We start from the raw sequence: 12,478 nt of genomic DNA on the forward strand, positions 1-12,478 counted from the left end.
GGTTTCTCCAGGTCGGCGCGTCGGGCGCACCGACCGCGTAGCGCGCGATGCGGTCGCCGAGGCCGCTCGGCTGGCCTTCCGCCCAGTTGGTGTAGACGAACGGCTCGCCGGTGACCCAGGCGAAGTCGCCGTTGCCGCCCGGCCTGGTGGCGCCGATCCACGGTCCGAGCGCGACGCCACGAGATGCCGCGCGGCACCGAGATGACGTTGTAGCGGCACGCCGTGGTCGAGCGAATTCTTTTCGCTCGCCCCGAGGCGTGCGCTCGGGAGCCCGGGCGGGCGGCGGCGCGACGCGACGTGACGAGCCCGGCGGATCCGCGCGTAGGCAGCGGGCCCGGACAGCGCACCGCGCTCGTCGAGGCGACGCGAGCGTGACTCGCGCGCCTCAGGCGAACGCGAGCTTGAAGCTCCGCTTCGCGAGCCGGTAGCGCGGCTGGTACGCGACGAGCGCCTCGCACCCCGTGCCGGCGAGCGCGCGGTCGACCGCCGCGCGTCCGGACGGGTCGAGCGCGCGGTACGCGTCGAGCACGCGCTGCAGCATCCACAGCGTGTACGGGCTCGTGTAGCGCCCGAACGTCACGCCGCGCAGCGACGTCTGGTGGAAGCCGACGCCGCGCGGCGGCTCGTCGCCGTCACCGCGGTGCTGGTCGGCCCAGCCCTCGAAGGCGCGCACGGTGTCGAGCACGTACGGCCCCGCGTCCCGTCCGATGCGCGCGAGCAGCGGACGCAGCGTCTCGGCGAGCGCGTCGTCGGCGAGCCACGCGCCCATGTCGTCCGGATCCGGATGGTTCATCCGCTCGATCCAGTGGCAGGTGCGCAGCGCGCGCTCGCGCAGCAGACGCCCGGGCACGGCGTCGAGGTAGAGGTGCGCGTAGAACGGCCCCATCAGCGCGCAGTCGGCGAGCGACGGCTTGCCGCCGAGCAGGTAGGGATGCTGCGCGAAGTGGCGCTCGAGGTCGTCGAGCAGCTCCGCGACGTGGGCCTCGATGAGCGGGATCGTCTCCGGCACCACACCGATGCCGGGCAGCACGCCCGACATCCGGTCGGCGAACTTGCCCGCCGCTTCGGGGTCGCCGTTGGTCGCGGCGAAGTCCGCGCGCGCCTTGGCGACGCTCTCGGGGAAGCTCCAGCGGTAGTGCATCGCAGGAACGAGCAGGAACTCGTCGGCGTAGAGCTCCCAGAGGTACGCGACCACGCGCTGCACGGGCGTGGTCGGGTAGAGCGCCGGCTCCGGGAAGCGCGCCTCGAGGGCGTCGAGGATCTCGCTCGTGTCCTGCCAGGTGTCGCCCTCGGGCGTGACCACGACCGGGATGAAGCTCAGGCCCGTGCGCGGCCGGATCACCTCGCGGTAGACGCGCGGCGTCGCCACGATCTCGACGTGCGGGATGTGCTTGACGCGAAATGCGGGCCGCACCTTGGCGGTGAAGTACGACACCTCGCTGCCGTATACGCGAAAGAACGAGTCCTGGGTGGTCAACGCCGTCTCCTCACGCGTCCTTCGCCGCCGCGGCGCGCGCCTGGTTCGCGGCGACCAGGTAGAAGTTGCGCGCGATGAACGACGGCTCGATCTCGACGATGCCGTCGCAGATGCGCGCGACCAGCTCGTGCGCCTGCTTGTCGTTCGGGTCGGCGTGGGTCAGCAGCACGGCGACGTGCAACGCGCGCCGCAGCTCGCCCGCGGCGCGCAGCGCCTCGGCCTTCGCGAGCAACGCGTCGCGCCCCGCGACCTCGACGAGATCGCGCGCCACGTCGGAGCGGCGCGCGGGGATCAGCTCGGCCGGGTTGCCGCCCCACCAGCCGGCGTAGAAGCGCAGCACGTCGCGCACCACGAACGGCGCGCAGCCGTAGATCGGCTGCAGGTAGGGCTTCTTCGCGAGGTCCTCGGGCAGCGAGATCTGCGCGTCGACGATCTCGTCGGGCCACTGCCCCGCGTTCATGCGCTCGATGACGGCGTCGTGCAGGAAGCGCAGCGCGCGCGCGGTCTCGGTCAGCACCTCGAGCGCGTAGTCGCCGCGGATCGGATCGCCGTGCCCCGGGATCACGATGCGCGGCTTCTTCGCCGCGATCGCTTCGAGCGCCTCCGCCCAGCCGAGCGTGTAGCGCTGCGGCTTGTTCGGGTTGCCGGTGTTGGGCAGCGACTGCACCGACAGGTCGCCGACCAGCGCGACCTCGCGCTGCGGCAGCCAGACCCAGGTCGCGTCGTCGGTCTCGGCGCGCGCGTGGTGCAGCTCGACGGGCTCGCCGGCGAGGTCGATGCGCGCGGTGTCGCGATAGGTGTGGTCCGGTCGGACGAAGCTCTTCGGGAACGCGTCGACGCCGGGCGGGAGCTGGAACTGCCGTCGGTTGACCTCGTTGTTCCAGCCCCAGGTGAGGAGGTAGCGGTCGAGGCGCTCGTTCACCGACTCGTGGCCCCACACCGCGGGGCGCGGCTCGCCGCGCTGCTCGCAGCTCGCGAGCAAGGCCGGCGCGCCGCCGACGTGGTCGACGTGGCCGTGCGTGTACACGATCGCCGCGAGCCGATCGCTCGTCGCTTCGCGCAGCCCCTTCGCGGCGCGCGGCCCGAGGATCGGGTTGCTGGTGTCGACCACCAGCGCCTCGCCGTTGCCCCAGACGAAGCCGACGTTGCAGAAGCCGTGGAACTGCGCGAGCCCGTCGCCGACCGGCTCCACCGTGCCGTTGCGCCGGCTCGAAACCAATGCCTCCTGGATGGTGCTCATCGTCGTTTCCTCACGAGATCTCGTCGACGACGATCTCCTGCGAATCCGGCGGCAGCGCCAGGTGCAGGCCGTCCTCGCCGATGATCAGCTCGCCTTCCCAGATGCCCTTCGTGCCGCGCAGGAAGACCCATTCGACGAGCGCGTTGAACGGCGCCGGCACGAGATGCGTCAAGACCAGAGTCGAGACACCAGCCTCGCTTGCCACCTCGACCGCTTCGCGCGGCGTCGTGTGGTAGTCGAGGATGTCCTTGCTGAGCTTCGAGAGCCGCTCGTTGCCGCCTTCGGCCGCGACGCGCGACGCCGCCTCGACCATGTGCCCGGCGAGCGCCTCGTGCACGAGCACGTCCGCGCCGCGCGCGTTGCGCACGACGTTCTCCGAGCGCTTCGTGTCGCCGCTCACGACCACCGAGCGTCCCTTGTAGTCGAAGCGGTAGCCGTACGCCGGCTCGGCGGGCGTGTGGTCGACGCGGAACGCCGTCACCCGCAGGCCGTCGGCGTCGAACACCACGGCCGGCTCGTCGGCACTCGGCAAGGCGACGGTGCGTGCGGCCATGAGACCGCCCGCGGGCGGCAGATTCGACGCGCCGTGGTGCGTGACGCGGTAGTCGCGGTCGAGCGCGTACGCGTCCTGGAAGCCCGCGACCACGCGCTCGACGCCGGGAGGTCCGTACACCGCGAGCGGCTCGCGGTGGCCCGCGATCCAGGCCTGCGTCACCGCCTCGCCGAGGTCGCCGATGTGGTCCGAGTGGAAGTGGGTGAGCAGCACGCCGTCGAGGCGGGCGAGCGGGAAGCGCCAAACGCCGAGGTTGCGCAGCGCGCCGGGTCCGACGTCGACGACGAAGAAATGACCGCCGGCCATCACCGCGGTGCACGACGAGGCCCGGTCCGCCGACGCGAGCGGCGAGCCGGTGCCGCACAGCACGACGTTGAGGCGGCCGTCGTCGAGCAGGTCGTCGCGCGACTGCTCGAGCGTTCGACGCGCGCCGCGCTCGAGGATGCGATCGGCGAGCGTGTCGCAGCCGGTGCCGGCCACGACGACGAGCACGAGGAGGAGAACGCAGCGTCCGAGCATTCGCCGGAACTAGACTATTTGCACTTGTAATGCAATCTCTTTCCGGGGGTGCTTCCGGGGCGTCCGCTCGTTATGCCGAGCAGCCGGCGCGCCGCCGGCCGCCGCGGAATCGCATGCTGCCCTGGATCCTCCTCACGCTCGTCGCGACGGCGCTGCTGCTGGTCGCGGAAGCCCGCGGCTCGGTCGCCGGTCGCTGGGTGTGGAAGCCGCTCGCCTCGACCGGCTTCATCGCCGCGGCGCTCGCCGCCGGCGCCTGGCAGACGACCTACGGACGGCTCGTCCTGCTGGCGCTCGTCCTCTCCTGGTGGGGCGACGTGCTGCTGATTCCGCGCACGCGCGCCGCCTTCACGGCCGGGCTCGCGAGCTTTCTCGCCGGACATGTCGCCTTCGCTGCGGCGTTCCTCGTGCGCGGTGTATCTCCGGGTTTTCTGATCGCGACGGTGCTGGTGCTCGCGTTGCCGGTGCTGCTCGTCGACCGCTGGCTCGGGCCGCACGTTCCGCGGTCGCTGCGGCTGCCGGTGCGGGCGTACGTGATCGTGATCTCGCTGATGGTCGCATCGGCGTTCGGAACCTGGGGCCACGCCGGTTGCGGATCGATCCCGGTCGGCGCGCTGATGTTCTTCTTTTCCGACCTGGCCGTGGCGCGCGACCGCTTTCTCGGGCACAATTTCCTGAACCGCCTCTGGGGTCTCCCGCTCTACTACGGGGGCCAGCTCGTTCTCGCCTCGACCGTCGCCTGCTGATCGTCCGGCTCGACGTGCTCATGTCCGGGGCGCGTCTCGTCGAAAATTGAATTGATTGGCTCGAGGACCGGGAGTACGTTTCGTGACCATGCCACCTGCGCTGACGTCAGCGTCTGGTGCGCCGCATGTCCCACCGGCAACACTCGACGACCCGCTCGTAGACGGCGCCACCACGGGACACGTTGCCCTGACGAGCTTCTTCGAGCACGCCCCCATCCCCATCGCTGCTCTCGACGCGCGCGGCACGTTGATCGCGGTCAACGAGGCCTGGCGCGAGCTCGTGCGCAGTGGGTGCTTGACGGGACGCGGCTTCGAGATCGGCGAATGCTGGCTTGACGCCTGCGACGCCGCCTGCCCGCGCGCCGAGGTGGAAGGCCGCGCGCTCCGAGACGGCCTCGCCGAGCTGCTGCGCGGCACCCGCGACGCGCTCGAGACCGTCTACGCGATCGGCGCCGGTGGAAGGACGCGTCGCTACCGGCTCATCGCACGGCGCGTCGCGGAGCTCGACGGCGTGCTCCTGATGCACGTCGAGCAGCCCGCGCAGCTCCAGCTCGACGACGCGTCCCTGAGCGAGCAAGACGCGATCGGCCGCTGCGCGCGCGAGCACACCGCCGACGCGAGCCGCGGCAGCGGGCTCCTGCAGCACGAGGCGGACCGGCGCGAGCGCGCCGGGAGGGAGCGCCAGCAGCTCCTCGAGACGGTGAGCCTCGAGCGCAAGCTGCTCACCGCCGTTCTCGAGCAGATGCCGCTCGGCGTGATGATCGCGCAGGCGCCGAGCGGACGCGTGGTGCTGCACAACCAGCAGCTCACGCGACTCTTCGGTGCGCCGCCGGCGCCGCCGGGCGCGGCGCTCGGAGCAGGCGGTCCTCGCGCGCTGCATCCGGACGGACGTCCGTACGCCGCCGAGGAGTACCCGCTCGTGCGCGCGCTGCGCGGCGACACCGTCGACGCCGAGGAGATCGAGTACGAGCGCAGCGACGGCCGGCGCGTCATCGTGCGCGTGAGCGCCGCGTCGGTGCGCGACGAGGCGGGACGGCTGCTCGCCGCGGTGGTCGCCTACTACGACGTCACCGACCTGCGCCGGGCCGAGCGTCGTCTGCGCGCGAGCGAGACGCGCTACCGCCTCGCGTCGCGCGCGATCAACGACGCGATCTGGGACTGGGACGTGATCCCGGATCGTCTCGAGTGGAGCGACGGGGTGCACCTGCGCTTCGGGCACCCGCGCGAGGCGGTCGGATCCGACATCAGCTGGTGGCTCGAGCAGATCCATCCGCAGGACCGCGCGCGCGTGCAGCACAGCATCGAGGAAGCGTTCGGCGGTACGACGGACAGCTGGTACGACGAGTACCGCTTCCGCCGCTACGACGGACGCTACGTGCACGTCGTCGATCGTGGCTTCATCGTGCGCGACGACGCGGGCCGCGTGGTGCGCGCGATCGGCGCGATGCAGGACGTCACGGAGCTCCGGCGCGTCGAGGCGGAGCGCGCGGCGCTGCTCGAGCGCGAGCGTCGCGCGCGCGCCGAGGCCGAGGCGGCGAATCGCGCGAAGGACGAGTTCCTCGCCGTCGTGTCGCACGAGCTGCGCACGCCGCTCTCACCGATCCTGGGCTTCGCCGACATCCTGCGCGAGGAGGAGCTCTCCCCCGACGACACCCGCGCGGCCCTGAGCACGATCGAGCGCAACGCCCGCAACCTGTCCCTGCTGATCGACGACCTGCTCGACGTCGCCCGCATCACGAGCGGCAAGCTCGCCCTCGTCGAGTACGCACCGGTGCACGTGCGCGAGATCGTCGCGGCGGTGGTCGACTCGGTGCGGCCGGTCGCGCAGGCGAAGGGCGTCCAGATCGACGCGGCGCTCGGCAGCGATCACGACCTGGTCGCGGGCGATCCCGGGCGGCTCACGCAGATCGTCGCGAACCTGCTGTCGAACGCGGTGAAGTTCAGCTCCGAGGGCGGCAGGGTGCGCGTCTCCGTCGCGCGCCTCCACGACCGCTGCGTGCTGACGGTGAGCGACACCGGCAAGGGCATCGCGCCCGATCTGCTGCCGCACGTCTTCGAGCGCTTCCGCCAGGGCGACATGTCGGACACGCGCGTGCACGGCGGCCTCGGGCTCGGGCTCGCGATCGTGCGCCACCTCGTCGAGCTGCACGCAGGTACCGTCGCCGCGCAGAGCGAGGGCGAAGGCAAGGGCGCCACCTTCACCGTGTCGCTGCCGCTGATGCCCGTGCGCTCGTCGCGCTAGCCGGAATCTGCTTGAAGGGCGCGATGCCGCGCCGCGGCCTCGCGATCCCGATCGTCCTCGTCCTGCTGTGCGTGCTCGGCTTCGTGCTGCGCACCGGCAACGCCGCGACCGTGTTCGTCGGCGACGCGGTCGTGCTCGCCGAGAACGACCCGTACTACCACCTGCGGCGCGTCGTCCTGATCCTCGCCGACTGGCCGCACGTGCCGCTGTTCGATCCCTGGATCGACTACCCGCACGGCGCGCCGATCGTGTTCGCGCCGCTGTTCGACTTCGCGCTCGCGACGCTGGCGCGGCTCGCGGGCCTCGGCGTCGATGACGTCACCGCGGTCGAGCGGATGGCGGCGCTGCTGCCGCCGCTGCTCGGCGCGCTCACCTGCCTGCCGGTGTACGCGCTCGCGACCCGGATCGCGTCGCGCCGCGCGGGCCTGCTCGCGGCGCTGGTCGTGACGCTGGTGCCGGCGCACGTCTGGTACTCGCGGCTCGGCTTCGTCGACCACCACGTCGCGGTGACGCTGCTCGCGGCCTGGCTCACGGCGGCGGTGCTGCGCGCGCTCGACGTGCGACCGGGCGCGCGCGTCGCGGCGGGTCCGGGACGCGCGTGCGACACGGCGCGCGTCGCGGCGGGTCCGGGACGCGCGTGCGACACGGCGCTCGCCGCCGCGGTCGCCGCGGCGGGACTCCTCACCTGGAACGGCTTTCTCCTGCCGCTCGCGATCCTCGACCTCGGGCTCGCGGCGCTGTTCGCGGCGAGCGACGCGGGCGGACGGCTGCGGATCGCGCGCCTCGCGACCGTCGTGCACCTTTTCGGCGCGCTCGCCGTGCTGCCGGTCGCGGTGGCGACGGTGCGCGCAGGCGGCGCGCCGGTGAGCTCGGTCACGCTGTCGTACCTGCACGTCGCGGTGCTGGGCGTCGCGGCCGTGCTCTGCTTTCTCGCGGGACGCGTCGCCGCGCGCGGCTGGCCGCTCGGTCGCATGCTGCTCGTCCTCGGCATGCTCGCGGTCGCGGGCGGCGCGCTCGTCTGGTCGCAGCGCGCCGCGCTCGAGCGCGTCCTCGAGTGGACGCTCGCCTCGGATGCGTTCATGAGCGCGGTGCAGGAGTCGGTGCCGATCCTGCGCGGGGCGGACGGCGGGCTCGACTGGCGCGGTCCGCAGGTGTGGATGAGCCGTCTCTTCTTCGCTGTGCCGCTGCTGCTCGTCCTGCTGCTCGCACGGCTCGCGCGCGAGCGCTTCGCGGACGCGGGACGGCTCTTCGTGCTCGTCCGGGCGAGCGCGCTTTTCATCTTGACGCTGCGCCAGCGGCGCTTCGGCGAGAGCTTCGCACCGGCGCTCGCCGTGCTGGCTGCCGACTTCCTCGACGACGCCGTGCGCCGGCTCGAGCTCCGGTTCGGCGGCGCATCGGCCAGCGCGCCGGGCGCGGTGCGGGCTGGCGCGCTCGCCGTCGTCGCGGTCGTGCTCGTGCTCGCGTTCGCGCCGTACTACCGCGGCTACCTCGCGCACCCCGACCGCCTCACCGCGCTGCCGCGCGCCCTCGCCGGCGCCTTCACGCCGGGCGACCTCGCCGCGCAGCGCGATTCGAGCGACGTCCGCCTGCACCGCGCGCTCGCGGGCTTCGCCGCGCTCGCGCACGCGACGACGCCCGACGACGCCGAGCCGGGCGGCGCGATGAACCCCTGGCCGCTCGGGCACAAGCTGCTGCACGTCGCGCGCGTGCCGGTGACGGTGACGCCCTTCGGCTCCTACGTCGGCGGCTCGTCGTTCGAGGACTGGATCGACTTCTTCCTCGCGAGCGACGAGGCGCGCGCGCTCGCGCTGCTCGACGCGCGCCGCAGCCGCTGGGTCGTGGTCGACAACGACCTCGGCACGATCGGCGCGGCGCTGGTCGGCCGCGGCGAGAATCCGCGCGACTGGTACGGCAAGGCGCCGACGCCGGACGGCGTGATCTACACCTTCGAGCCGCCGCTGCTGCGCTCGCTGTATGCACGCTTGACGCGCTTCGGCGGCTCCGAGGTTCCGCTCGAGCGCCCCGACGGCACGACCGAGGTGATCCCGGCGCTCGACCACCTGCGTCTCGTCGTCGACTCGGCGAGCGACGACCAGATCGGCCACGTCAAGGTGTGGGAGCGCGTGCCGGGCGCGACGCTCGTGCTGCGCGGCGCGCCCGGCGCCGAGGTGCGTCTACGCTACGCGTGGCGAAGCGACGCCGGACGCGCGCGCACCTACGAGAAGACCGTGCGCCTCGACGCGAGCGGCGAAGCGCGCGTCGTGCTGCCGTACTCGTCCGAGCGTCCGGACCTCGGGCAGAGCTCCGCCTGGCGGATCGAGAGCGACCGAGCGACGCGTGAGATCCGCGTCGCCGAGCAGGACGTGCTCGGCGGACGCGAGATCCACGCGTCGCCCGACTGATGCGCGAAGCAGTTACTCCGGGTCGCAGGGCCCGTCGCAGAACTGCTCGATGAAGCCGCCGTCGCGCAGGAAGTTCGCGATCTGCATGCCGGTCGTCGGGTTGCCCGTCGAGCCGTGCGCGCCGTTGTTGAACAGCGGCGCGGTGTTGGTGAGCGGCGGGATGCCCGACGCGCACATCACGCGCGACGCCGGATCGCCCGGACCCGGGCACTGCGCGTCGGTCGTGCACATCGCGCCCGCGTCGGTCGTGCCCGGCGTGTGACAACGGCCGAAGCCGCGCTGCGGGTCGATCTCGACGAACGCGGAGCCGTCGAACGGCGCCGCCATCTCCGGGATGCCGACGAAGCTGCGATGCACCGGCAAGAGCTGCGGGATGCCGAGCGAGCGCACCATGATCTCGGTGCCCAGGTTCGACACCTCGCTGTCGTAGGTCGCCATGTGGATCAGGATCTTGTGCGGCCGCGGCGGGTTCGAGAGCGTCCCGGGCAGGATGTGCGGCAGGTAGCCCTGCGGCTCCGCGCGATCCCAGAGCTGCTGGATGAGCGGGAAGATGAGGATCTGGTCGAGCTTGTCGGGGTAGCTCACGTTGAGCAGCGCGAAGAACGGATTGAAGTCGATGCTGCGCTGGAGCAGCGTCGAGTAGTTCGCGGCCGGTACGGCGAGGAAGCCGCGGTCGAAGTCCTCGGCGATCGCCATGATCGTGCCGCCGAAGATGCCGCCCTGGCTGCCGCCCGAGTAGAACACCTGCTCGGTGTCGACCACCGGCGCGCCGCCGACGCCGAGCTGGAACGCCGGGTGCGAGTTGAAGCCCGCGACCGGGTCGGCGAGCAGGCGCCCGAGCAGCAGGTGGTGCAAGAGCCCCTGGTGCAGCCGCTCGGGGATGCGGTGGAAGAGCGAGAAGTCGTTGATCGCCGGAATGACGCCCCCGGCGACGTCGGCGTCCGACATGCCCTGCATGTCGACCGCGGCGATCACGTAGTTGTAGGTGTTCGCGAGCTCCGACAGCGCGCCGAGCTGGAAGCGCGAGCCGAGGAGCCCGTGCCCCCAGAGGCTCGCCTTCGCGGGCGTCGCGTCGGGATTCAGGGCCGCGACCGCGATGCGCGGGATGTGCACGACGTAGGGCACGGTCGCGTAGCCGTTCTGCGTCGGCACGCCGTTCACCAGGTTGAGGCGCGAGCCGGGCGCGTCGGCGGTCATGAACAGCGGCGCCTGGAACGTGCCCTCGATGCGCGCGTAGATCTGCGAGTTGAAGCCCGAGCCCGGCGGATTTCCGGTATTGACGCTGGTGACGGTGAACGACGGCGTGCCGAGCGCGAACGCCTGATCGCGCATCGACACCAGGTAGCCCGTGATCGCCTCGGTGCTCGCGGTCGTGAAGTCCCAGGCGAGGATCAGGTCCTCGCGCGCGACGCCGCTCGCCTCGAGCCGCGCGAACACGTCCTCCATCGCCGGACGTCGCGCTGCGATCGCCGCGGCGCACGCGTCGCCGCAGGCGAGCGCGACCTGCGCGTCGGGAATCCCGTCACGCAGCACGCGGAAGGCGAGGCGCGGCTCGATCGGCGTGCCCTGCGTGTCGACCAGGTTGCGGATCCCGACCACGTAGCGGGTCGCGTCGTCGAGCCGCTTGCCCGGACGGATGATGAGCGCCTTCTTCTCGACGTCGTCGGTCTGCGCGTCGAGCTCGGCGAAGTGGATGATGCGCTCGCCGTCGTCGGCGCGAGCGAGCACCGTCGGGTGATCCGGGTCGAGCGAGCGCGCGAAGTTGGTGTGGAAGGCGACGTTCGACGCCTCCAGGTCGACCGGGTGCCCGGTGTCCGGGAAGAGCGCGAGGATCATCGGACCCGGGCTGAAGCCGTCGAGCGTGTTCCAGTCGGTCGGATCGATCGGCTTGCCGGCGACGTTCGCGGGCAGCGAGCCGACGTCGTAGTGCACGCGGAGACCCGTCGGCGTCGTCGGGTCCGGGTCGAGGAAGACCGACGACGGGTAGGGCAGGATGCAGCGCTCGTCGATCAGGAAGTCGCAGCGCGGCCCCGTGGTCTTGATGGCGAGGCCGCACAGGGGCGAGCGCGGGCCGGGTTGCTTGACGCCGTCGCGCACCAGGGCGCCGAAGCCCGCGTCGGCGAACGGCTCGTAGAGCGCGCTCTTCTTGCAGCGCAGCACGCCGCCCGGACGCCGCGGGTTGCACGCGCTGAAGCACGAGCGCACGCACGTGTCGCCGCTGCGCACCACGACGTGCACGCCGTCCGGCGCCGCGCTGCCGAGGTCGAAGAAGCCGAACACGCGGAGGTCGATCTCGACCGTGTCGTTCTGGTTGCGCGCGTTGCGCAGCCGGATGCGGCCGTTGATCGGACCGGTGCGGTCGTACTGCGTCACGGTCGCGGTCGAGCGGAAGCGGGCGCGCGGCACCGTGGTCTCGAAGAGGACCCGGTCGGGATCCGCTGCGTCGACGATCTGGAAGGTGAGCCCCTGCGGGCCGATCACCGTGTCGTGCGACGCGCCGGGGAACGTCACCGTGCCGCGGTAGACCACGTCGCGCCGCTTGACGGCGACGCGCTTCGCGGTGCCGCCCCAGCAGTCGGCGGCGACGGCCTCCTCGCCGATGGCGAGCGAGGCACAGAGGATCCAGGCAGCGGCCAGGACGAGCCTGGACCGCCGGATGATGCAGGGCGTCGTGAGCATGCTTCCCTCCGGGGCCGGTCGAGCGAACGAGCAGCGACTTTGCCTGCTCCGCTGCGTCGTGGGCAAGTCGCAAGGCGCTTGCGGGGAAGCGACGGGATCGTCTCAAGCAGCGCGCCCGGACCGCCGAAGCCCCTGTCACGAGCGAAGTTTCATGTCCCATCCGGACGACACCGTAGAGATCCTGCCGGTCGAGCTCCCCGAGACCCTGCGCTACCAGCGCGCCGAGGCGCGCATGTCGACCGAGCTCCCGGCGCGGCTCACGGCGTCGAACGGCGAGATGATCCCGGCGGTCCTCGGCGACCTGAGCCCGACCGGCGTCAGGCTGGTGCTCGACCGGCGCTTCTCGCCGCTGCTGCCGCTGCCGGTGGGCGCGAAGTTCTGGCTCGAGTTCTACCTCGACGAGGTCGAGGTGCTCGACGCGATCGTCCAGGTGCGCCACGTCAAGGAGGACGGCCGCTACCAGCTCCAGATGGGCTGCTCGTTCGTCGACCTGACCGACCAGGCGCGCACCGCGATCCGCTCGAAGGTCGCGGCGTCGAAGATCACGCGCCGCGCCTGATCTCGACCGGCGGCGCGCTCGCTGCGCGCGCACGGGCTCTCACCTTTGATCGTCGTGCGGCGCC

8 protein-coding genes are annotated in these 12,478 nt (G+C 72.1%); 4 read left to right on the forward strand and 4 right to left on the reverse strand.

Annotation, left to right across the window (positions count from 1 at the left end):
• Positions 1-385: 385 nt before the first annotated feature.
• The 3 genes from VIS07_16225 to VIS07_16235 are packed head-to-tail and all read right to left on the reverse strand — an operon-like array spanning position 386 to position 3,789.
• The gene (locus tag VIS07_16225; protein ID HEY8517058.1) at positions 386-1,477 is read right to left on the reverse strand and encodes a glutathione S-transferase family protein; all 1,092 of its coding nucleotides are present in this window, start codon (positions 1,475-1,477) and stop codon (positions 386-388) included.
• 10 nt (positions 1,478-1,487) lie between these two features.
• A complete protein-coding gene (locus tag VIS07_16230) occupies positions 1,488-2,717 on the reverse strand; it encodes an alkyl sulfatase dimerization domain-containing protein (GenBank protein HEY8517059.1) in 1,230 nt (409 codons plus the stop codon).
• A gap of 10 nt (positions 2,718-2,727) precedes the next feature.
• Entirely contained in the window at positions 2,728-3,789 is a 1,062-nt protein-coding gene (locus tag VIS07_16235) for an MBL fold metallo-hydrolase (protein ID HEY8517060.1), read from the reverse strand.
• 113 nt (positions 3,790-3,902) lie between these two features.
• Here VIS07_16235 and VIS07_16240 point away from each other — a divergent pair, with 113 nt between their 5' ends.
• The 3 genes from VIS07_16240 (at position 3,903) to VIS07_16250 (ending at position 9,176) form a co-directional block, all read left to right on the forward strand.
• Positions 3,903-4,532, forward strand: coding sequence for a lysoplasmalogenase (locus tag VIS07_16240; protein ID HEY8517061.1), 630 nt, complete (start codon positions 3,903-3,905; stop codon positions 4,530-4,532).
• An 88-nt stretch (positions 4,533-4,620) separates the two neighbouring features.
• Positions 4,621-6,774 (forward strand): ATP-binding protein, encoded by a 2,154-nt coding sequence (locus tag VIS07_16245; GenBank protein HEY8517062.1) that lies wholly within the window; start codon positions 4,621-4,623, stop codon positions 6,772-6,774.
• A 23-nt stretch (positions 6,775-6,797) separates the two neighbouring features.
• Entirely contained in the window at positions 6,798-9,176 is a 2,379-nt protein-coding gene (locus VIS07_16250; GenBank protein ID HEY8517063.1) for an STT3 domain-containing protein, read from the forward strand.
• Between the two features lie 12 nt (positions 9,177-9,188).
• Here the strand turns inward: VIS07_16250 and VIS07_16255 are convergent, their stop codons facing one another.
• On the reverse strand, positions 9,189-11,855 hold the full coding sequence (locus VIS07_16255; GenBank protein HEY8517064.1) for a hypothetical protein: 2,667 nt from the start codon (positions 11,853-11,855) through the stop codon (positions 9,189-9,191).
• A gap of 151 nt (positions 11,856-12,006) precedes the next feature.
• Between VIS07_16255 and VIS07_16260 the strand changes: the two genes are divergently transcribed.
• Positions 12,007-12,414 (forward strand): PilZ domain-containing protein, encoded by a 408-nt coding sequence (locus VIS07_16260; GenBank protein ID HEY8517065.1) that lies wholly within the window; start codon positions 12,007-12,009, stop codon positions 12,412-12,414.
• Positions 12,415-12,478: the final 64 nt, after the last annotated feature.

It is taken from the genome of Candidatus Binatia bacterium (assembly GCA_036563615.1).
In the GTDB taxonomy this organism is placed as follows: Bacteria; Desulfobacterota; Binatia; order UBA12015; family UBA12015; genus DATCMB01.

Coding starts and splice junctions, on each gene's coding strand:
- VIS07_16245 (HEY8517062.1), top strand. CDS start 4,621: ATGCCACCTGCGCTGACGTCAGCGTCTGGTGCGCCGCATGTCCCACCG.
- VIS07_16235 (HEY8517060.1), bottom strand. CDS start 3,789: ATGCTCGGACGCTGCGTTCTCCTCCTCGTGCTCGTCGTCGTGGCCGGC.
- VIS07_16255 (HEY8517064.1), bottom strand. CDS start 11,855: ATGCTCACGACGCCCTGCATCATCCGGCGGTCCAGGCTCGTCCTGGCC.
- VIS07_16260 (HEY8517065.1), top strand. CDS start 12,007: ATGTCCCATCCGGACGACACCGTAGAGATCCTGCCGGTCGAGCTCCCC.
- VIS07_16230 (HEY8517059.1), bottom strand. CDS start 2,717: ATGAGCACCATCCAGGAGGCATTGGTTTCGAGCCGGCGCAACGGCACG.
- VIS07_16250 (HEY8517063.1), top strand. CDS start 6,798: ATGCCGCGCCGCGGCCTCGCGATCCCGATCGTCCTCGTCCTGCTGTGC.
- VIS07_16240 (HEY8517061.1), top strand. CDS start 3,903: ATGCTGCCCTGGATCCTCCTCACGCTCGTCGCGACGGCGCTGCTGCTG.